This window comes from Streptomyces sp. NPDC005435 (genome assembly GCF_040703155.1).
Classification (GTDB): domain Bacteria; phylum Actinomycetota; class Actinomycetes; order Streptomycetales; family Streptomycetaceae; genus Streptomyces.
The window spans coordinates 242,062-261,468 of sequence record NZ_JBEXEQ010000011.1 but is presented as its reverse complement, the minus strand read 5'-3'; the positions used below and the strand labels follow the sequence as shown (position 1 = coordinate 261,468).

Genomic DNA, 19,407 nt, shown 5'->3' with positions numbered 1-19,407 from the left:
GGGAGGCGTCGCTGTTCGAGGAGCACGATTTCCGGGACATCAAGATCTCGGTGAAGCACAACGACCCGGTCGTGATGATCGAGGCGTACCGGCAGTTGGCCGCGCAGTGCGACTACCCCCTCCACCTCGGCGTGACGGAGGCGGGCCCCGCCTTCCAGGGCACGATCAAGTCGGCGGTCGCCTTCGGCGCGCTGCTCTCCCAGGGCATTGGCGACACGATCCGCGTCTCGCTGTCGGCGCCGCCGGCGGAGGAGGTCAAGGTCGGTCTCCAGATCCTGGAGTCGCTGAACCTCAAGCAGCGCGGTCTGGAGATCGTGTCCTGCCCGTCGTGCGGGCGTGCGCAGGTGGACGTGTACAAGCTGGCCGAGGAGGTCACGGCCGGGCTGACGGGCATGGAGGTCCCCCTGCGGGTGGCGGTCATGGGCTGCGTCGTGAACGGCCCGGGCGAGGCCCGCGAGGCCGATCTCGGTGTCGCTTCCGGCAACGGCAAGGGCCAGATCTTCGTCAAGGGCGAGGTCATCAAGACCGTCCCGGAATCCAAGATCGTGGAAACGCTCATCGAGGAGGCGATGCGGCTCGCGGAGGAAGCGAACGAGGAGTCGGGACAGGCGAGTTGAGACACGGCACGGCACACGGACCGAGAGGGGGCCGGCGTGACGATTCTGGAAAGAATCCGGGGACCACGTGACCTGAAGGCGCTGACGAAGGAAGAGCTCGGCGAACTGTCCGCCGACGTACGGGAGTTCCTGGTGGAGGCGGTGTCCCGGACCGGCGGCCACCTCGGACCCAACCTGGGCGTGGTGGAACTCTCCATCGCCCTGCACCGGGTCTTCGAGTCGCCCGTGGACCGGATCCTCTGGGACACCGGCCACCAGAGCTATGTGCACAAGCTGCTGACGGGACGTCAGGACTTCTCCAAGCTGCGCGGCAAGGGCGGTCTGTCCGGCTACCCCTCGCGCGAGGAGTCCGAGCACGACGTCATCGAGAACAGCCACGCCTCCACCGCGCTCGGCTGGGCCGACGGTCTCGCCAAGGCACGCCAGGTGCTGGGGGAGCGCGGCCATGTGGTCGCTGTCATCGGGGACGGCGCGCTGACCGGCGGCATGGCCTGGGAGGCGCTGAACAACATCGCCGCCGCCAAGGACCGCCCGCTCATCATCGTCGTCAACGACAACGAACGCTCCTACGCCCCCACCATCGGCGGACTCGCCAACCACCTCGCCACCCTGCGCACCACCGACGGCTACGAACAGGCCCTCGCCTGGGGCAAGCAGGTGATCCGGGGCACCCCGATCGTCGGAAAGTACGTCTACGAGGCCCTGCACGGCGCCAAGAAGGGCTTCAAGGACGCCTTCGCCCCCCAGGGCATGTTCGAGGACCTGGGCCTCAAGTACGTCGGCCCCATCGACGGCCACGACATCGGCGCCGTCGAGTCCGCGCTGCGCCGCGCGAAACGCTTCCACGGCCCGGTCCTCGTCCACTGCATCACCGAGAAGGGCCGGGGCTACGCGCCCGCCCTCGCGGACGAGGCCGACCACTTCCACACCGTCGGCGTGATGGACCCGCTCACCTGCGCCCCGCTCAGCCCCTCCAACGGCCCTTCGTGGACCTCGGTGTTCGAGGACGAGATCGTCCGCATCGGCGAGGAGCGCGAGGACGTCGTCGCCATAACGGCGGCCATGCTCCACCCTGTTGGTCTCGGCCGCTTCGCCGAGCGCTTCCCCGACCGGGTGTGGGACGTGGGCATCGCGGAACAGCACGCGGCCGTCTCCGCCGCCGGACTCGCCACCGGCGGACTGCACCCCGTCGTCGCCGTCTACGCCACCTTCCTCAACCGCGCCTTCGACCAACTCCTGATGGACGTCGCCCTGCACCGCTGCGGGGTCACCTTCGTCCTGGACCGGGCCGGCGTCACCGGCGTGGACGGCGCCTCGCACAACGGCATGTGGGACATGTCCGTCCTCCAGGTCGTGCCCGGACTGCGCATCGCCGCCCCGCGCGACGCCGCCCAACTCCGGTCGCAGCTACGGGAAGCCGTCGCCGTGGACGACGCGCCCACGCTGGTCCGCTTTCCCAAGGAGTCCGCCGGGCCCGAGATTCCGGCGGTCGGCCAGGTGGGCGGCATGGACGTCCTCCACCGCGACGAACAGCCCCAGGTCCTGCTGGTCGCCGTCGGCGTGATGGCGTCCGTGTGCCTCCAGGTGGCGAGCCTGCTCGCGGCACGCGGCATCGGCTGCACGGTGGTCGACCCCCGCTGGGTCAAGCCCGTCGACCCGGCGCTGCCCCAACTCGCCGCCGAACACCGGCTGGTGGCCGTCGTCGAGGACAACAGCCGCTCGGCCGGGGTCGGTTCGGCCGTGGCGCTCGCGCTCGGGGACGCCGACGTGGACGTACCCGTACGCCGGTTCGGCATCCCGGAACAGTTCCTCGCGCACGCCAAGCGGGCCGAGGTGCTGGCGGACATCGGGCTGACACCGGTCGAGATCGCAGGACGGATCAGCGGCAGCCTCGCCGCGCGCGAGGTGCGGGAGCGGGACTCGGGCGACGTCCGGGAGCGGACCGGCACCCCGCGTCCGGGCCAGGAGAAACAGGAGAGCTGAATGAGCACGGAGTTCGATCTCGGCGCGCTCCTCGCCGAGCGCGGCGCCGAACGCTACGACCTGCACGCGCGGTATCTCAACCCCCAACTCCCGCGCATGCTGCACACCATCGGCTTCGACAAGGTCTACGAGCGGGCCGAGGGCGCCCACTTCTACGACGCCGAGGGCAACGACTACCTCGACATGCTCGCCGGGTTCGGCGTGATGGGCCTCGGCCGCCATCACCCGGTCGTCCGCAAGGCCCTGCACGACGTACTCGACCTCGACCTCGCCGACCTCACCCGCTTCGACTGCCAGCCGCTGCCCGGCCTCCTCGCCGAGCGGCTCCTCACCCACAGCCCGCACCTGGACCGGGTGTTCTTCGGCAACAGCGGCACCGAAGCGGTCGAAACGGCCCTCAAGTTCGCCCGCTACGCCACCGGACGCCCGCGCGTCCTCTACTGCGACCACGCCTTCCACGGCCTCACCACCGGCTCCCTCTCCGTCAACGGCGAGCGCGGCTTCCGCGACGGCTTCGCCCCCCTGCTCCCCGACACCGCCGTACCCCTCGGTGATCTCGACGCGCTGGAACGGGAATTGAAGAAGGGCGACGTGGCCGCCCTCGTCGTGGAGCCGATCCAGGGCAAGGGCGTGCACGCGGCACCGCCCGGCTATCTGCGTGCCGCACAGGAACTCCTGCACAGGCACAAGGCGTTGCTCATCGCCGACGAGGTGCAGACCGGCCTCGGCCGCACCGGCGACTTCTACGCCTACCAGCACGAGGACGGCGTCGAACCGGACCTGGTCTGCGTGGCCAAGGCCCTCTCCGGCGGCTATGTGCCGGTGAGCGCCACCCTCGGCAAGGACTGGATCTTCAAGAAGGTCTACTCCTCCATGGACCGTGTCCTGGTGCACTCCGCGAGCTTCGGCTCCAACGCCCAGGCCATGGCCGCCGGACTCGCCGTCCTCTCCGTCATGGAGGACGAGCAGATCGTCGCCCGCGCCCGTACGGTCGGCGAACTGCTGAAGTCCCGGCTCGCCGCGCTGACCGACAAGTACGAGCTGCTGGCCGACGTGCGCGGGCGGGGACTGATGATCGGCATCGAGTTCGGGCGGCCCGACTCGCTCAAGCTGCGCGGCCGCTGGACCATGCTCCAGGCCGCCCGCAAGGGGCTCTTCGCGCAGATGGTCGTCGTACCGCTGCTGCAACGGCACCGCATCCTCACCCAGGTCTCCGGCGACCACCTGGAGGTGATCAAGCTGATTCCGCCGCTGGTGATCGACGAGGCGGACGTGGAGCGGTTCGTGGAGGCGTTCACGGCGGTCATGGACGACGCGCACAGTGGGGGCGGGCTGATGTGGGACTTCGGGCGGACGCTGATCAAGCAGGCGGTGGCGGGGCGGTGACGCTGCGCTGAGGCTTCGGGGCTCGGGGCTCGGGGCCCGGGGCTCGGCGCTGGATGCCGGGGGCTCGGGCCTTGGGGTGTTTTTGCCTCTGAGGCAAGAAAATTGCCGCACAGGCAAAAGTGCGGCTCAATGGAGGCATGAACGCCTCAGACGCCGTGCCACCGGCGGGCCAGGGGGACGACCTGCCCGCCGTGGCGCCGCAACTGCGGGCCCTGCGCCGCCGTGCCGGGCTCACCCTGGAGGCCGCGGCCTCCACCGCCGGACTCTCCCCGGCCCACCTCTCCCGGCTGGAGACCGGTCAGCGCCAGCCCTCGCTGCCGATGCTGCTCGCGCTCGCCCGTATCTACGGTACGACCGTCTCCGAACTGCTCGGCGAGACCACCGCCGACCGCGACGCGATCGTACGCGCCGCCGACATGGAGCCCACCGGCGCCGCCGGCTGGACCTACTTCCAGGCCGGCGCCTCCGGGCGCGGAATGCAGGCGCTGCGCGTGCAGATCCCGTACCGCACCCGGCCCGACATCGTGCGCGTCCACCCCGGCGAGGAGTGGCTGTACGTCCTCAAGGGCCGCCTCAGGCTCGGCCTCGGCGACGGCTCGCATCTGCTCGCGCCCGGGGACAGCGCCCACTTCGACTCGCTCACCCCGCACCGGCTCACCGCCGAGGACCCGGACGGGGTCGAGCTGCTGTTCGTCCACACCCTGCTCCAGAGCCCCACGGCCGCGCTGTGCCTGGGGCACCCGACCGGAGGGCCGTCATGAGTGACTACGAGGAGAAACTCCCGCGCTCGCTGTGGGTGCGGCTGGTGGTGTACGTCGCCCTCGGGCACGTACTGGCCGCGTTCCTGTTCCTGCTGTTCTCACTGGGGGCGAAGGGGTGAGGTGAGCGGGGGCCGCCCCGGCGAGGCGTGCCCGGGGCGCGGGCGGCCGCCCGCTCAGTCGACCAGACGGGCGCGCAGCCGCTCCCGCGTCCCGTCCGCCAGCTTCAGACCCCGCTCCAGATAGGCGTCCACGTCGCCCCAGGTCTCCTCGATGCTGTCGAAGGCCGCCGCGAGGTACTCGGCGCGCGCGTCGAAGAGCGGGCTCAGCAGCTCCATGACCTCGGGGGTGTACGCGGTGTCGGGGCTGCCGCTGCGGCGGACCTTGTAGCGGCGGTGCTTGGCGTTGGACATCAGATAGTCGTCGGTGATCGCGTCCCGCTCCACGCCCACCGCCAGCAGCGTCACCGCGACCGAGATCCCGGCGCGGTCCTTGCCCGCCGCGCAGTGCATCAGCGCGGGCACACTGTCCTCGGCCAGCGCGTGCAGCACCCGCGAGTGCTCGGCGGTGCGCTCCTTGACGATCTTCCGGTACGAGGCGACCATGCGGTCCGCGCCCTGGCCGCCCGCGAGAATGCCGCGCAGCTGGTCCAGATTCCCGTCGCGCACCAGCTTCCAGAACTCGGCGCCGTCGGCCGGGTCGCTCAGCGGAAGGTTCACATTCCGCACGCCGGGCAGTTCCACGTCCGGGCCTTCGAGACGGCGGTCGGCCGCGTTCCGGAAGTCGAACACCGTGTGCAGCCCGAGCGAGCCGAGAAAAGCGGCGTCCTCCTCGGTCGCGTGCGCGAGATGCCCGCTGCGGAACAGCACACCCTGTCGTACCCGCCGCCCGTCCACGGTCGGCAGACCGCCCACATCACGGAAATTGCGCACGGCGGCCAGTTCGGGCTCGGTCGACGGGACCTGCTGCGTCACGGCTGCTCCTCCAGGTCGGCCCCGCCACGCGGCTCGGCGGCGGGCGCTGAGTCGACGATACGACATGGCCTCCGTCCCGCCAGGGCCGGAGATCGCCGCGCCCCCGGAGCTGCGGGAACACCTCTTTCGGCGCCGCTTTCCGACGGGCTTTCAGCAGGGCTTTCGGAGGGGCTTTCCGACCGCTTTTCCGCCCGGATTTTGATCGGCGGCGCCTATTCCGTGATTGGCAAACTCTTTAAGAGTGGCTTATCTCACCGTTCGTCAACCCCTTCCTACGGTCGCGTAAGTCACATCCGAAGGTGAATCATGGTGCGATGTGGCAGACGATTCGAAGAGTGACAACACATCAATGATCGGGTCGTACGTGGCGGTGGGGGACAGCTTCACCGAGGGCGTCGGCGACCCCGGCCCCGACGGGGCGTTCGTGGGCTGGGCCGACCGGCTCGCGGTACTCCTCGCCGACCGGCGGCCTGAAGGCGACTTCACGTACACCAACCTCGCGGTGCGCGGAAAGCTGCTCGACCAGATCGCGGCGGACCAGGTGCCCAAGGCCGCCCGGCTCGCCCCGGACCTCGTGTCCATCTGCGCCGGCGGCAACGACATCATCCGCCCCGGCACCGACCCGGACGGCGTGGCCGAGCGGTTCGAGCAGGCGGTGGCGCTGCTCGCGGCGTCGGCGGGCACCGTGCTCGTGGCGACCGGCTTCGACACGCGCGGCGTGCCGTTGCTCAAGCATCTGCGCGGCAAGATCGCGACCTACAACGGGCACGTGCGCGCCATCGCCGACCGGTACGGCTGTCCCGTGCTCGACCTGTGGTCCCTCAAGTCCGTGCAGGACCGCAGGGCTTGGGACGACGACCGGCTGCACCTCTCGCCCGAGGGGCACACCCGGGTCGCCCTGCGCGCCGGCCAGGCCCTCGGCGTGCGGATCCCGGCCGACCCGGAGCAGGCGTGGCCGGAACTGCCGCCCCGGGGCACGCTGGAGATCCGCCGCGACGACGTCCACTGGGCACGGCAGCACCTCGTGCCGTGGATCGGGCGCCGGCTGCGGGGGGAGTCCTCCGGGGACCATGTGACGGCGAAGGGTGTGCTGTCGCCGGCGGACATCAGGATGCGGATCGCTTCGGTGGCGTGAGGGGGTGAGGGGGGCGGGGGTGGGCTGAGCCCATGTGGGTTGAGCCCATGTGGGCCGAGCTCATATGGGTTGAGTTCATATGGGCTGAGCCCACATGTGGGGTGGGCCCATGTCCGGTGCCGGTGCCGGTGCCGGTGCCGGTGTCGGGGACGGGTTTGCGTCCACATGTGGCCGGCACACACAGGTGCCGACCACATGTGCGCCGTACCCACCCCACCCCGCTCGGCCCCACCCCGCTCGGCCCCGGACCCCGCTCAGCGATACCAGCCGTACCGCTCCGCGATCACCGGCAGCCGGTCGGCGACCAGGGCATGGGCGGCGGCGCGCGGCGTCGTACCGTCCGCCGCCGCGCGGTCCAGCATCAGCCCGGTCAGCGCGCGCATCGACCGGCGCAGATGCGCGAACGCCTCCTCGGCGTCGGGGCCGATGTCGCCGAACAGGGTCCACCACCACCAGGCGTTCGTACCGGAGTTGACCACCACGTCGGGCAGGACGCACACCCCGCGCGCGGTCAGCGCGGCCTCCGCCTCCGGCAGCACGGGCATGTTGGCCGCCTCCACGATCCAACGCGCCCTGATCCGCTCCTGGTCGGCGGTGTCGATCGCGTACGACACGGCGGCGGGCACCAGTACCTCGGCGTCCGCCGACAGCCAGGCGTCACCCGGGAGTTCGCGGTCGCCGGGGCGCAACACGGCCCGGTCGACGGTCCCGTGGGCGTCCCGCGCCGCGAGCAGGGCCTCCACGTCGAGCCCCGAGGCGTTGGCGATCGTCCCCTTGACGTCCGCCACGGCCACGACGGTCAGGCCCGCCCGCGCGAGGAACCGGGCGGTGGCCCCGCCCATGGTGCCCAGCCCCTGGAGGGCAACGCGCGTACCGCGCCGGGGAGTTCCGGCCCGGTCCAGCGCGGTCAGACACGCCTCGGCGACCCCGCAGCCGCCCGCCAGCTCGTCCAGGCCGATCCCGTCCACCTCGACCTCGAAGGCGGCCGCGAGGCGTGCGCGGGCGGCGGGTTCGTCGTCCAGCAGCGGATACACGGCCTGCACCGAGGACACCAGCCCCGCCTCCGCCGCCGCCCGGTCCACGAGATCCTGGGTGAGCCCGAGGTCCTCACCGGTGGTCCAGCAGCTCTCGATGTAGGGCCGCATGGCGCGCAGGTACCGTACGAGCAGCCCGTACGCCTCCGGGTCGCGCGGATCGCAGTCGATGCCGCCCTTGGCCCCGCCGAGCGGGACGTACCGGCTCGCGGGGTCGTAGTGCAGGGCCTCCTTCATCGTCATGCCGCGCGCGAGCCCGGTGACCTCCTCCAGCGTGCAGCCGGGCCGCATCCGCAGACCCCCGCTGGCGACGCCCCGTACGAGCCGGTCGACGACGAGGAAGCCGCGGCGGCCGGTGACGTGGTCGGTCCAGGTGAGGGAGATCAAGGGGGCGGGGGAGAGCGAGGGGGCGGGGGTGGTCAAGGGGGTGGTCTCCTTTGCCGGGGTGGGAATAGCGACGCCGTACCGGACGTTTCTCTGTCCCGGCTGAGTCACTCAGCCCCCGGCGGACCCGTGCGCCGGGGGTGCCGCCCATAATGAGGCACCACCGAGACGCCGCTACCTGGAGGTACCGTGACCGGCCTGCGTTCCCAGAGCCAAGGGCTTCGTGCTCTCCAGCCCGCGGCCTTCGGCGCGGAACCGAGCGGTGAGCGCCTGGCGCGTATTCGCCGGTCGCCCCATTTCAAGGACGGCGTCTTCCAGAACCCGGGCGGTACGGCGTCCACGCGGCCCTCGGGCTCCGCGCTGGACCTGGCGAAGGCGTTCTTCGACAAGGACACCCGCCCCGGGCGTTCCCCGAAGGGCACGATCCCGGTGCACCCCACCACCCTGGCCGACCTGGCGGCGCCGCCGGCCACGGGGCTGCGGGTGACGTGGATGGGCCACTCCAGCGTGCTGGTGGAGATCGACGGCCACCGGGTGCTGTTCGACCCGGTGTGGGGTGAGCGCTGCTCGCCGTTCCCCTTCGCGGGCCCGCGCCGACTGCACCCCGTGCCGCTGCCGCTGGCCGCGCTCGGTCCGGTCGACGTGGTGGTGATCTCCCACGACCACTACGACCACCTCGACATGCCCACGATCAAGGCGCTGGCCGGCACGGACACCCTGTTCGCGGTCCCGCTCGGCGTGGGCGCCCACCTCGAACACTGGGGCGTCTCCCCGGACCGCCTGCGCGAGCTCGACTGGCACGAGTCGGCCAAGGTCGGCGGCCTCACCCTGACCGCCACCCCGGCCCGCCACTTCTGCGGCCGCGGCCTGCGCAACACCCAGCACACGCTCTGGGCGTCCTGGGTGGTCGCCGGCGAGGAACACCGCGTCTACCACAGCGGCGACACCGGCTACTTCGAAGGCTTCCAGGACATCGGCACCGCCTACGGCCCCTTCGACCTCACCATGATCCAGATCGGCGCCTACAGCCCGTACTGGCCCGACATCCACATGACCCCCGAGGAGGGCCTCCGCGCCCACCTCGACCTCCAGGGCGGCACCCCGCACGGCGTACTCCTGCCGATCCACTGGGGCACCTTCAACCTGGCGATGCACGTCTGGGCGGAGCCGGGGGAGTGGACGAGGGACGCGGCCGACGAGGCCGGCCAGGCCGTCGCCTCCCCCCGCCCCGGCGAGCCCTTCGAACCGGCCGGCCAACTCCCCACGGACCCGTGGTGGCGCCCGGTCTCCGCCCCGATCGCACACCCGTGGCGCGGGCCGCGGCCGGTGGCGGCCGCGGAGGAGCGGAGCGGGGACCTCGACTTCGCGGGCGATGTGTGACATCGGGCGAGCGTGAGGCTCGCCGGGCGGGTGCCGGGGCCGGAGGCGCGCGCGGTCGCGGAGCGCCGCCGCCGTTACCACCTCCAGGCCGCGAGGGCGGTGGGCACGCCCGTCCCTCTCGGGGACCCCGGGGGCTGGAAGGGTGGGGGAGGTCAGCTCTGGGCGGTGGGGCGGAGGACGATGTCGTTCACGTCGACCGTGGGGGGTTGTTCGATCGCGAAGGCGATGGCGCGGGCGATCGCGTCGGGCGGGATGGCGATGGTGTCCCGCATCTGCGTGATCTCTGCTCTGACCCGGGGGTTGGTCGACGCCTCGGCGAAGTCGGTCGCGGTCGCACCGGGCGAGACGGTGGTCACCCGCAGGGAGTCGCCGGCTTCCTGGCGCAGCCCTTCGCAAATGGCCCGGACCGCGAACTTGGTGCCGGCGTAGACGGCCATGGCCGGCACGATGCGAAACGCGGCCGTGGAGGCGACGGTGACGAAGTGGCCGCCGCCCTGCGCCCGGAACACCGGCAGCGCGGCGCCGATCCCGTGCAGCACACCCTTCACGTTGACGTCGACCATGTGGTCCCACTCCTCGACGCGCAGATCGTCGAGAGGCGAGATGGTGCCGACTCCGGCGTTGCCGACGAGTACGTCGAGCCGGCCGAAGCGCTCGCAGGCCAGCGCGACCAGAGCGTGCAGGTCGTCCCGCCGGGTCACGTCGGTGTGGATCTGTACGGCCGTACCGCCTGCCTTCTCGATCCGGGCCACCAGTTCCGCCAGGCGTTCCGTCCGGCGCGCGCCGAGGACGAGTCGCGCGCCGCGTTCGGCGAGCAGCAGCGCGGTCGCCTCGCCGATGCCACCACTGGCCCCCGTGATCGCCACCACTTTGCCCTTGATTCCGGACATGAGTCGCCCTTTCCCTCTTCGGCACCGTGACCGGGTGCCGGTGTGACCGTGCGAGGCCGTCGGTCATTTCGCGGCCCGTGCTCGCACACCAGTCTGCGAAGGGCTTAGCCTGGTATCCAGACCGTGTTTATCCTGGAATTGAGGGTGCCACCCGTCATGCCCGCGCAGCCGGACCAACGCCGTCAGCCGAGTGAATTCCTGCGCAGCCGGAGAGCGCGCCTGACCCCCGACGAGGTGGGCCTGCCCCGGACCGGCCGCCGTCGGACCCCGGGACTTCGCCGGGAGGAACAGGGGCGAAAGATCCGCGCCTCCGAACAGGTGCTCAACTCCCTCGCCGAGGCGGACCGGCCCGTCCGGGTCGACAGCAAATGAAGTACGTCAAGGCGGTCTGGGATGATGGCGGATTCCACGTCGATCCGCGGGGCTATCTGGAGGAACTCCCTGAATTCCGGGACAGGCTCCCGGTCGGGGCAAGGGAATTCGCGACCGATCCGACACATTACGCTTTGGGGTACGGAAAGAGCCGCTGCGTCAAGGATCTGGAATTGTCGGGTATTCACGTGGCCACCGACAAACGTGGTGGACTGACGCTCGAATTCTCCCCGAATCAATGGAAGCACGACGCCGGACTGCGTATCAGCTATTCAGGGGTGACGCACTTCTCCATCGACTACGCGCATGCCATCGACTGGATGGCGGCCGACACCGTGCTGCTCGACGAGATCCTCCCGGACGGGCATGGCGGTTGTGTGCACGAGATCGCCCTCACGGACGCGTCGATCACCATCCGCTGCGAGGACTTGCGCGCGGTCTGGGGAGGCGCCGAGTGATTTCGGGGTGGCCACCGGCCGGGTAGTGGTGGCCGGCTCATGTTCGCCCCCGGACGCACCGCGACCGCGGCTCGGGGAGCCGCGGTCGGGGCGAGCGGGGTGGGTCAGCAGTACAGGTTGCCGCCGGGGGAGACACCCAGGATCGACGTGAAGCGCTGGTAGGCGTCCACGCGGCTCTGGACCTGGGCGGGGTTGCGGCCGTCGCATTCCAGGGAGCCGTTGATGCTGCGGATGGTCTGGCCGAAGCCGGCCGAGTTGATCATCGCGTTGTGCGGCGTCATGGATCCCGGGCCCGACTGGGTGTTCCAGTACCAGAGGCCGGTCTTCCAGGCGACCGCCGCGTCGGTCTGCACGAGGTTCGGGTTGTGCAGGAGGTCGATGCCGAGCGCGTCGCCGGCCGCCTTGTAGTTGAAGTTCCAGCTGAGCTGGATCGGGCCGCGCCCGTAGTACGCCGACTGGCCGGCCGGGCAGCCGTAGGACTGGCTCCAGTCGCAGTACGTCGGGTAGTTGGCCGTGTTCTGCTCGACCACGTAGACCAGACCGCCGGTCTCGTGGTTGACGTTGGCGAGGAAGGCCGCGGCCTCCTGCTTCTTCACGGTGTCGCTGCCGGTGTTGGCGAAGCCCGGGAAGGCGTTCAGGGCCGCGACGAGGCCCTGGTAGGTGTAGAACGAGTTCCGGTTCGGGAACATCTGGTTGAACTGGGCTTCGCTGACGACGAAGTTGCCGACGGGGTTGGTCGAACCGCCGTCACAGTTGTACGGGTCCCAGAACCAGGTGCTGATGATCGGGTCGTAACCCGGGTTGTCGTGCTCGGCGATGTACGTCTTGCCGTCCGTGTAACGGACGATGTCGCCGGTGACGTACGACTTGCCCGCCACCCAGTTCGGGTAGCTCGCGCACGACGCGGCCGTGGTGGCCGGAGCCGCCGACGCGGCCGGGGCCGACATCACCAGCGGGGTCACCGCGAGAGCGAGCGCGGTCAGCGCGGCGGAGACGTGTCGTCTCGACACAGAGTCAACTCCTTTGCAGGAAACGGCCGTACCCGGGCAGCGTGCAACAACGGGACCGGGATACCCGCGCGGGCGCCAGTGGCACCGGACAAGGCGCGTGGGGGTGGCCGTGGGGGGTGTGGGCCGCACTCAATCGCATTGGTATGGACCAGTCAAGTCGCCTGTGAATGAGCGGGTGATGTTCCGTCAACTCGCCTCGCCGCCAAGGGGCTTGGACCTGCGGGAATGGGCTGCGGCGTGCTGCCGGTCACATGTCCTCGCGAAGGCGTGCCGTGGGTCCGGGATGCCGCGGTTGCGGGCGGGGCGGTTCCGGGGTAGCGCGTCGCCCCTCGTGACCGACGGGGGAGTGGACCGCGAGTGGAACCGGCTCCTCGCGAGGGATCGCTCACCGTGGGGCATGATGGGTGAAATCGACCCGCTCCCCGTGACGGCGGGGAGGACCGGACCCTGCAAGGCGGTACGGACATGCCCACAGCGACTCTCGCCCAGGTGGTCCACGAGGCCGGCTGGAAGATCATCCCGCTCGACCTGGCCGGCGTCACCGACCAGGCCGGATTCATGCAGCGCTGCCTGCCCGCCCTCGACCTGCCGTCCTCGGCGGCCCGCAACTGGCAGGCCTTCACCGACGCCGCCGGTGACATCGGCTGGGGACCGGAAGTGCCGGGCCGGCTGCTCATCGTCATCGGCTGGCAGGGCTTCGCCAAGGCCCAGCCCGAGCAGTGGGAGAGCGCGCAGCAGGTGCTGGAGTCCCTGGCCGGGCGGCAGCAGGAGTACGACTCCACGCTGGCGGTTGTGCTGGCGATCGCGTGAGGGGCGGTGCGGCCGGCGTTGCGTGGGGCGGGGTGTGGGGGTGGCTGAGCTGGGGGTTTGCCGGTGGCGGCGGCGGATGGCGGGTGGGTGGCTGATCCGCCGCGTCGGCTGAGGGTGCGGTCGTGCGTCGGTCCCGGCGGACCGCCCCTGCGTCGGTCCCGGTCGATGCCGTACTGCGTCGGCTCCGGGTGATGCCGTGCTGCGCCGGCTCCGGCCGGCCCCTGCTTCGCCCGGTTCCTAAGGCCCACGCCGCCCCGGCCGCCTACGCCTACGCCTCCGCCGCGCCTTCCGCCGTTTCCGCCGGCTCCGGCGACTTCGTCGATTCCGACGCCCCAGCCGGTTCCCTCCCGCCGGCCACCCGCCACACCACCGCCGCGGTCACCCCCGCCGCCGTACCGAACGTGATCGCCGCCGGAACGCAGCCGCCCAGCTGGCCCAGCACGTAGAGCGGCCCCCACCGCACCGTGCCCGCGTTCAGCGGAAGCCGGGCCAGCTGGCTCGCCAGCAGGCCCAGTACCGTCGCGCAGACCCCGCACAGCGCCATCGCCGAGACGGTGACCCGGGTGAGGAGCGCCGGGAGCAGCCGCAGCGACCACCACACCACCGCGAGCAGGAGGACGTCGAGGAGGCGGTAGAGGAGCCAGTCGCCGAAGGCGGCCGACGTGGGAGGCGTCCAGAAGCCGAGGAGCAGCCACTGGCGCAGCAGCTCGCCCGGCTCGGAGAGGAGGCCGCCCGGGTAGGGCGCCGTCTGGATCGCGGCGGCGACGGACTGGTACGACAGGACGACCAGGGAGAGCGCGACGACCGCCGTGCCCGCGCTCGCGGACAGGCGGGCGGCGCGTGGCGCGACCTCGCGGCGCGGCGGCTCCTCCGCGCCCTTGGCGGCGATCCGTGCGACCAGCGCCGTGCCGAGCGCGGCCACGAGACCCGCGAACACCGCCATCTGCTGTCCCGTGCCGATGATGCCCGAGATCTGGGGCAGGACCCGGTAACTCGAGTGTTCCCGGGAGGCGAGCGACCACGGTGCCGACACCGTCAGGGCCAGTGTCGCGGCGACCAGGCTCCAGGCCCACACCGCGAGGAGGGTGGCCGGGGTGCGGCCGCGTACCGGGGGCAGCCTGCGGACCAGGAGCAACGCGCCCGCCAGGAACACCACGACGAGGGTGGCGTATCTGATCTGCATCGCGGTGCGATAGAGGCTGGCGTACGTGTCACCGCCCGCGGCGGGTGCCTCCGCAGCCTGGTAGCCCGCGTCGCCGCCGAACATCTCCGCAGGCGGGTCGTACGACCACGGTGCCAGCAACTGACGTAGCTGATAGGTCGATTGGGGATCGATCATGGTGCCCGCGCCCGGCAGCCGCAGCGCCTGCGCGCTCGCCCCCGCCCACCACAGCAGCAGCGCGAGCAGTACGGTACCGGCCAACGCGGGCAGCACCGCGCGTCTGTATGTCATCTTCCGTCCCCCGTATGGACGTTGAGCACTGTGAGCTTTCGACCAGGCGGAGGCTACGGGACGTTGATCACGTACGGATCACGGTGGACGTTCAGCGGAGGTGTGTGCCCGAACTGCGGTAATCGGTATAGGTGTACGGGTTGTCGAGCACCTTGGACTCGGGCACGTCCGGGTTCATGCCGGCGGCCCACGCCTCCTCCCCGACGGCCGATCGCAGGTGCTCCACGCTCCGTTCGGCCGTGCGGCGTACGACGGCCAGGTCGACGCCGACCAGTTGGTGGTCGTACTTCACCACCCGGCCGTTCACGACCACGGTGTGCACATCGCCGCGCTGGGCCTGGAACACCACGTGGCCATGGGGGTTGAGGAGCGGGAACGACACCGGGGAGCGGTCGTTGCGCAGCAGCACCAGGTCGGCCTTCTTGCCGGCCTCGACGCTGCCGAGGTCGCCGGACCTGCCGATGGCGTGCGCGCCGCCCGACGTGGCCCATTCCACGACCTGTTCGGCACGCAGCGCGGCGTGCGTGACGGTCTCGCCCCGGGCGTGGGCCTCCAGGTGCTCGCGGGCGCGGTCGGCGCCCAGCGTGGTGCGCATCGCGGAGAACAGGTCGCCGCTCCACCACACACTGGTGTCCATCGACAGCGAGACGGGGATGCCGTGGGCGCGCAGGGCCCAGGTCGTGGGATAGCCCTGGCCCGCGCTCTGCTCGCTCTCGGTGGAGACCGAGACGGAGCCTCCGGTGGCCGCGATGCGGTGGTAGGAGTCGGCGGACAGGGTGGAGGCGTGCACGTACACCGTCTCGGGCGTCATGAACCCGTGCTCGTGCATCAGCCGGATCCCGCTGTCGTCGGTGGCGCCCCACACTCCGGCGTGGGTGGTGACGGCCACGCCCAGTTCGCGGGCGGCCTCGAAGGCGGGACGCTCCGGGAACTCGGGATCTCCCGTGACGTCGAAGGCCAGTTGGAAGCCGAGCATGTCGTCACCGGTGATCCGGCGGCGCACGAAGTCCCGGAACCCGGGCGCCGCCGTCCACTCGGCCGGGGCCTGGTGGATGTTGCCGTAGGCGAGGACGAACCGGCCGGGTACCGACCGCAGCGCGTCCACGGCGGCGTCCGCGTGGTCGACCGTCCGCAGCCCGTGCGACCAGTCCACGACCGTGGTCACCCCGGCGTCCAGCGCCTCCACGGCGGAGAGCAGATTCCCGGCGTGGATGTCCTCGGGCCGGAACACCTTGCCGTGCTCCAGGTAGTACCAAACAAAGTACTGAGTCAGCGTCCAGTCGGCGCCGTAGCCGCGCATGGCGGTCTGCCACATGTGGCGGTGCGTGTCGATCATGCCCGGCATCACGATGCCGCCGGCCGCGTCGATCTCCGCCGTGCCCTCCGGGACGTCGAGGCGCGGGCCCACGGCGGTGATCCGGTCGCCGGTCACCAGGACGTCCGTGTGGGGGAGCACCCGGTGCGCCCGGTCCACGGTCAGCACCGTGGCGTCCCGGAAGACGAAGGGGCGGCCCGGCTCGAACGGGGCGGACTGGATCGGCACGGCAACTCCCGTTCGTCGGCGGGCGAATGGCCTCGCGGACCCGGGTACGGACGCCCTGAGCGCAGCTTCCGTACAGCTATCCGCAGAGCGGACACCCGGTCCGCTTCGATGGTGTTCAGCGCGGCGGGGCCGTGTCAATACTGCGTACAGTTCCGCGAGAACACCGTCCGGGCAGCGGGCGGCGGCCGCACAGGGACGGAGGGGGTTGTCATGCCGCGCGAGGGAACCGGGCCCGACTTCATCGAGGCACTGGCCCGGGGTCTTGAGGTGATCACCGCGTTCCGGCCCCGGCAGCCGGTCATGTCACTGACCGACGTGGCCACCGCCACCGGTCTGGCCCGGCCGACCGCACGCCGGATCCTGCTCACGCTGGCCGAACTCGGCTATGTGCGCCAGCAGGACAGCGGCTTCGCCCTCACCCCACGTGTGCTCGACCTCGGTGTGGCCTACACCCGGTCGATGGGGCTGTGGGATGTGGCCCGCCCCCACCTGGAGTGGCTGGTCGAGCGCACCAACGAGTCGTGCTCCATCGCCCAGCTCGACGGCTCCGACATCGTCTACGTCGCCCGGGTCTCCGTACCCAAGGTCGTCGCCCTCGTGGTACAGATCGGCACCCGCTTCCCCGCGCTGCCCACCTCGCTGGGCAAGGTCCTGCTGGCCGCCCTGCCGCCTGAGGAGGCGGCCCGCGTCGTCGCCGAGCCGGGCCGCTCCGGGATCGACCCGGTGTGGCAGCCCGAACGCGCCGCATGGGAGGCCGAGTTGCGCGAGGTGCGGGCGCGGGGCTGGGCGATGACCGACGAGCAGCTGGCGCGCGGCATCCGGTCGGTGGCGGCACCGCTGCGCGACGGCTCCGGGCGCGTCATCGCGAGCGTCAACGTCAACGCGCACGCCGCCGAGACCCCGGCGGAGGTCCTGGTCAACGACTACCTGCCGCTCCTCCTCCAGGCCGCCGGCGAGATCAGCCTCGACTTCGCCCGCCTGGAATCCGCACCCCACACGGTCCGGCGACCGGAGATCAAGCCGCCCAACAGCACCTCGCCTGCGCGCACTTGAGGCCGTACGGCCCCCTTGACGGCCAGGCGGCACCGGCACAGAATCCGATCGCGGACGAACGTCCGTGCAGCGGACAGGAAGGCGGAGCCGATGCCGCGAAGCGCCGAGCCGGAAGCCGCGCCGCCGACGACCGCCGAAGGCCCGCTCGCCGGAGTCCTGGTCGCGGACTTCTCCCGCGTCCTCGCCGGCCCGTACGCCACCATGCTCCTCGCGGACCTCGGCGCCGACGTCATCAAGGTCGAGGGACCCGGCGGCGACGACACCCGCGCCTGGACGCCCCCGGTACGCGGCGAGGTCTCCACGTACTACCTGGGCGTCAACCGGGGCAAGCGCTCCCTCGTCCTCGACCTGCGCGACGAGCGCGACGCCGAGGCCGCGCGCGAACTCGCCCGCCGCGCGGACGTGTTGATCGAGAACCTGCGGCCCGGCGGCATGGCCAAGTACGGACTCGACTTCGAGACCGTGCGACGCGACAACCCCGGCCTGGTCTACGCGTCGATCACCGGCTTCGGCTCCGGCGCCGGACGCGACGTACCCGGCTACGACCTCATGGTCCAGGCCGTCTCCGGCCTGATGAGCCTCACCGGCGAACCCGACGGGCCGCCCTACCGCGCCGGGATCTCCGTGTTCGACGTCATGGCGGGCAACCACGCCGCCATCGGCATCCTCGCCGCCCTCCGCCACCGGGACGCCACCGGCGAGGGCCAGCTGGTCGAGGTCAACCTGCTCTCCTCCGCGCTCACCGGCCTCGTCAACCACAGCTCCGCCTACGCCGCGGGCGGCACCGTGCCCTACCGGATGGGCAACGCCCACCCCAGCGTCTGCCCCTACGAGCCCTTCCCCACCGCCGACCGCGACCTCGTCGTCACCGCCGCCAACGACGGCCAATTCCGCAAGCTGTGCGCGGTGTTGGGCATTCTCGAGACCGCCGACGATCCCCGCTTCCGCCGCAATGCCGACCGCACCGCACACCGCGACGCGCTCCATCCCCTGCTGACCGAGCGGTTCGTGACACGCGGCGCCGAGGAGTGGTTCGACCTGCTCGTCGCCGCCGGAGTGCCGTGCGGGCCCATCAACACCATCGACGGCGGCTTCGCCCTCGCCGAACGCTTCGGACTCGACCCGGTGGTCAGCGTGGGGGAGGGCGAGCGCGCCGTACCCACCACCCGGCACCCCATCCGGTTCTCCGCCACCCCGGCCGCGTACCGGCTGCCACCGCCCGAACTGGACGAACACGGCGCGGAGTTGCGCAAGTGGCTGACCGGGCCCGAGGGCGAACGGCCATGACCGAGCCGCCGTCCGGCCACGAAGAGTGGATTCCGCGCCCGGTCTACCCCACCGCCCTCGGCGCCTCGGGCCCCGACCGCATCACCCTGCTCGGACACGACCTGGCCGACGACATCATGGGCTCGGTCGGCTTCGGCGAACTCGCCTTCTGGCTGGCCGCGCAGCGACGCCCGACTCCCGGCGAGACCAGGGTGTTCGAGGCGGTCCTCGCCGCCCTCGCGGACCACGGCTTCACCCCCACCGCCATCGTCACCCGCCTCACCTACCTCTCCGCACCCGACTCGGTGCAGGGCGCGCTCGCCGCCGGACTGCTCGGCGGCGGCTCCCGCTTCCTCGGCGTCACCGAGGACACCGGCCGCTTCCTCCACGACGTCCTGCTCTCCCTGGACGGCACGCTGCCCACCGACGAACGGGGCTGGAACGAGGTCGCGTTGAGGACCGTTCGCGCGCGCCGCGCGGCCGGAGCGTTCGTACCCGGCCTCGGACACCATGTCCACAAGGACGGCGACCCCCGGACCCCGAGACTGATGCGCATCGCGGAGGAAGAGGGCGTCCTGGGGCCGCACTTGACGCTCTTCGCCGCCATCGGCCGGGTCCACCCGGACATCCTCGGCCGGACGTTGCCCCTGAACGGCGCCGGAGTCTGCGGAGCCGCCCTCGCCGACCTCGGCCTCCCCCTGGAACTCCTGCGCGGATTCGCCCTGTTGGCCCGCACCGCCGGACTGATCGGTCAACTCGCCGAGGAACTGCGCCACCCCGTCGCACGCGACGTGTTCCTGTCCGTGGACCTCAACAACACCCCCGTACCCCCCGACCCGTTCGCACCCGCACCCCTGGCACGGCCGCCGCACCCCGGGCCACGGCCGGAGGACTGACCCGC

Annotated in this window: 18 protein-coding genes and 1 pseudogene; 13 read left to right on the top strand and 6 right to left on the bottom strand. The window is 71.4% G+C overall.

Features of this window, described 5'->3' with window-relative positions; translation table 11 throughout:
• From AB0898_RS16745 to AB0898_RS16725, 5 genes are all read left to right on the top strand, one after another.
• A partial coding sequence (locus AB0898_RS16745; RefSeq protein ID WP_366803663.1) for a flavodoxin-dependent (E)-4-hydroxy-3-methylbut-2-enyl-diphosphate synthase occupies nucleotides 1–617 on the top strand: 617 nt, incomplete at its 5' end.
• A gap of 36 nt (nucleotides 618–653) precedes the next feature.
• Nucleotides 654–2,600: a 1-deoxy-D-xylulose-5-phosphate synthase gene (gene dxs / locus AB0898_RS16740; RefSeq protein WP_366803662.1), complete on the top strand. Its 1,947-nt coding sequence runs from the start codon at nucleotides 654–656 to the stop codon at nucleotides 2,598–2,600.
• Nucleotides 2,601–3,986 (top strand): aspartate aminotransferase family protein, encoded by a 1,386-nt coding sequence (locus AB0898_RS16735; RefSeq protein ID WP_366803661.1) that lies wholly within the window; start codon nucleotides 2,601–2,603, stop codon nucleotides 3,984–3,986.
• A 137-nt stretch (nucleotides 3,987–4,123) separates the two neighbouring features.
• The gene (locus AB0898_RS16730; RefSeq protein WP_366803660.1) at nucleotides 4,124–4,747 is read left to right on the top strand and encodes an XRE family transcriptional regulator; all 624 of its coding nucleotides are present in this window, start codon (nucleotides 4,124–4,126) and stop codon (nucleotides 4,745–4,747) included.
• Nucleotides 4,744–4,866 (top strand): DUF6126 family protein, encoded by a 123-nt coding sequence (locus tag AB0898_RS16725; RefSeq protein WP_018546801.1) that lies wholly within the window; start codon nucleotides 4,744–4,746, stop codon nucleotides 4,864–4,866. The genes AB0898_RS16730 and AB0898_RS16725 overlap by 4 nt, the downstream gene beginning before the upstream one ends.
• A gap of 54 nt (nucleotides 4,867–4,920) precedes the next feature.
• Here AB0898_RS16725 and AB0898_RS16720 read toward each other — a convergent pair whose 3' ends face one another.
• Nucleotides 4,921–5,718, bottom strand: coding sequence for a tyrosine-protein phosphatase (locus AB0898_RS16720; protein WP_366803659.1), 798 nt, complete (start codon nucleotides 5,716–5,718; stop codon nucleotides 4,921–4,923).
• A 349-nt stretch (nucleotides 5,719–6,067) separates the two neighbouring features.
• Between AB0898_RS16720 and AB0898_RS16715 the strand changes: the two genes are divergently transcribed.
• Nucleotides 6,068–6,853: an SGNH/GDSL hydrolase family protein gene (locus AB0898_RS16715; RefSeq protein ID WP_366803658.1), complete on the top strand. Its 786-nt coding sequence runs from the start codon at nucleotides 6,068–6,070 to the stop codon at nucleotides 6,851–6,853.
• A 254-nt stretch (nucleotides 6,854–7,107) separates the two neighbouring features.
• Here AB0898_RS16715 and AB0898_RS16710 read toward each other — a convergent pair whose 3' ends face one another.
• Entirely contained in the window at nucleotides 7,108–8,310 is a 1,203-nt protein-coding gene (locus AB0898_RS16710; protein WP_366803657.1) for a Glu/Leu/Phe/Val dehydrogenase dimerization domain-containing protein, read from the bottom strand.
• A 150-nt stretch (nucleotides 8,311–8,460) separates the two neighbouring features.
• Between AB0898_RS16710 and AB0898_RS16705 the strand changes: the two genes are divergently transcribed.
• On the top strand, nucleotides 8,461–9,651 hold the full coding sequence (locus tag AB0898_RS16705) for an MBL fold metallo-hydrolase (protein WP_366803656.1): 1,191 nt from the start codon (nucleotides 8,461–8,463) through the stop codon (nucleotides 9,649–9,651).
• 152 nt (nucleotides 9,652–9,803) lie between these two features.
• On the opposite strand, the gene AB0898_RS16700 is transcribed toward AB0898_RS16705, so the two are convergent.
• Complete coding sequence (locus AB0898_RS16700) at nucleotides 9,804–10,541, bottom strand: SDR family oxidoreductase (RefSeq protein WP_366803655.1); 738 nt, start codon at nucleotides 10,539–10,541, stop codon at nucleotides 9,804–9,806.
• A gap of 156 nt (nucleotides 10,542–10,697) precedes the next feature.
• Here AB0898_RS16700 and AB0898_RS16695 point away from each other — a divergent pair.
• Both AB0898_RS16695 and AB0898_RS16690 read left to right on the top strand, forming a co-directional pair.
• Nucleotides 10,698–10,889 (top strand): annotated as a pseudogene (locus AB0898_RS16695) (transcriptional regulator); the annotation flags it as partial.
• Between the two features lie 20 nt (nucleotides 10,890–10,909).
• Complete coding sequence (locus AB0898_RS16690) at nucleotides 10,910–11,371, top strand: hypothetical protein (protein ID WP_366803654.1); 462 nt, start codon at nucleotides 10,910–10,912, stop codon at nucleotides 11,369–11,371.
• Between the two features lie 104 nt (nucleotides 11,372–11,475).
• On the opposite strand, the gene AB0898_RS16685 is transcribed toward AB0898_RS16690, so the two are convergent.
• On the bottom strand, nucleotides 11,476–12,381 hold the full coding sequence (locus AB0898_RS16685; RefSeq protein WP_366803653.1) for a glycoside hydrolase family 19 protein: 906 nt from the start codon (nucleotides 12,379–12,381) through the stop codon (nucleotides 11,476–11,478).
• A 465-nt stretch (nucleotides 12,382–12,846) separates the two neighbouring features.
• Between AB0898_RS16685 and AB0898_RS16680 the strand changes: the two genes are divergently transcribed.
• Nucleotides 12,847–13,191, top strand: coding sequence for a barstar family protein (locus tag AB0898_RS16680; protein ID WP_018546794.1), 345 nt, complete (start codon nucleotides 12,847–12,849; stop codon nucleotides 13,189–13,191).
• Between the two features lie 268 nt (nucleotides 13,192–13,459).
• On the opposite strand, the gene AB0898_RS16675 is transcribed toward AB0898_RS16680, so the two are convergent.
• Together AB0898_RS16675 and AB0898_RS16670 are read right to left on the bottom strand one after the other, a co-directional pair.
• The gene (locus AB0898_RS16675; RefSeq protein ID WP_366803652.1) at nucleotides 13,460–14,644 is read right to left on the bottom strand and encodes a hypothetical protein; all 1,185 of its coding nucleotides are present in this window, start codon (nucleotides 14,642–14,644) and stop codon (nucleotides 13,460–13,462) included.
• A 91-nt stretch (nucleotides 14,645–14,735) separates the two neighbouring features.
• On the bottom strand, nucleotides 14,736–16,187 hold the full coding sequence (locus AB0898_RS16670) for an amidohydrolase family protein (protein ID WP_366803651.1): 1,452 nt from the start codon (nucleotides 16,185–16,187) through the stop codon (nucleotides 14,736–14,738).
• 210 nt (nucleotides 16,188–16,397) lie between these two features.
• Between AB0898_RS16670 and AB0898_RS16665 the strand changes: the two genes are divergently transcribed.
• The 3 genes from AB0898_RS16665 (at nucleotide 16,398) to AB0898_RS16655 (ending at nucleotide 19,402) form a co-directional block, all read left to right on the top strand.
• On the top strand, nucleotides 16,398–17,240 hold the full coding sequence (locus AB0898_RS16665) for an IclR family transcriptional regulator C-terminal domain-containing protein (RefSeq protein WP_366803650.1): 843 nt from the start codon (nucleotides 16,398–16,400) through the stop codon (nucleotides 17,238–17,240).
• Nucleotides 17,241–17,330: 90 nt separating this feature from the next.
• On the top strand, nucleotides 17,331–18,527 hold the full coding sequence (locus AB0898_RS16660; RefSeq protein WP_366803649.1) for a CoA transferase: 1,197 nt from the start codon (nucleotides 17,331–17,333) through the stop codon (nucleotides 18,525–18,527).
• A complete protein-coding gene (locus AB0898_RS16655) occupies nucleotides 18,524–19,402 on the top strand; it encodes a citryl-CoA lyase (protein WP_366803648.1) in 879 nt (292 codons plus the stop codon). Before AB0898_RS16660 ends, AB0898_RS16655 begins: the two co-directional genes overlap by 4 nt.
• The last annotated feature ends 5 nt before the right edge of the window (nucleotides 19,403–19,407 follow it).

Coding starts and splice junctions, on each gene's coding strand:
- AB0898_RS16735 (WP_366803661.1), top strand. CDS start 2,601: ATGAGCACGGAGTTCGATCTCGGCGCGCTCCTCGCCGAGCGCGGCGCC.
- AB0898_RS16730 (WP_366803660.1), top strand. CDS start 4,124: ATGAACGCCTCAGACGCCGTGCCACCGGCGGGCCAGGGGGACGACCTG.
- AB0898_RS16725 (WP_018546801.1), top strand. CDS start 4,744: ATGAGTGACTACGAGGAGAAACTCCCGCGCTCGCTGTGGGTGCGGCTG.
- AB0898_RS16715 (WP_366803658.1), top strand. CDS start 6,068: ATGATCGGGTCGTACGTGGCGGTGGGGGACAGCTTCACCGAGGGCGTC.
- AB0898_RS16700 (WP_366803655.1), bottom strand. CDS start 10,541: ATGTCCGGAATCAAGGGCAAAGTGGTGGCGATCACGGGGGCCAGTGGT.
- AB0898_RS16690 (WP_366803654.1), top strand. CDS start 10,910: ATGAAGTACGTCAAGGCGGTCTGGGATGATGGCGGATTCCACGTCGAT.
- AB0898_RS16680 (WP_018546794.1), top strand. CDS start 12,847: ATGCCCACAGCGACTCTCGCCCAGGTGGTCCACGAGGCCGGCTGGAAG.
- AB0898_RS16675 (WP_366803652.1), bottom strand. CDS start 14,644: ATGACATACAGACGCGCGGTGCTGCCCGCGTTGGCCGGTACCGTACTG.
- AB0898_RS16665 (WP_366803650.1), top strand. CDS start 16,398: ATGCCGCGCGAGGGAACCGGGCCCGACTTCATCGAGGCACTGGCCCGG.
- AB0898_RS16660 (WP_366803649.1), top strand. CDS start 17,331: ATGCCGCGAAGCGCCGAGCCGGAAGCCGCGCCGCCGACGACCGCCGAA.
- AB0898_RS16655 (WP_366803648.1), top strand. CDS start 18,524: ATGACCGAGCCGCCGTCCGGCCACGAAGAGTGGATTCCGCGCCCGGTC.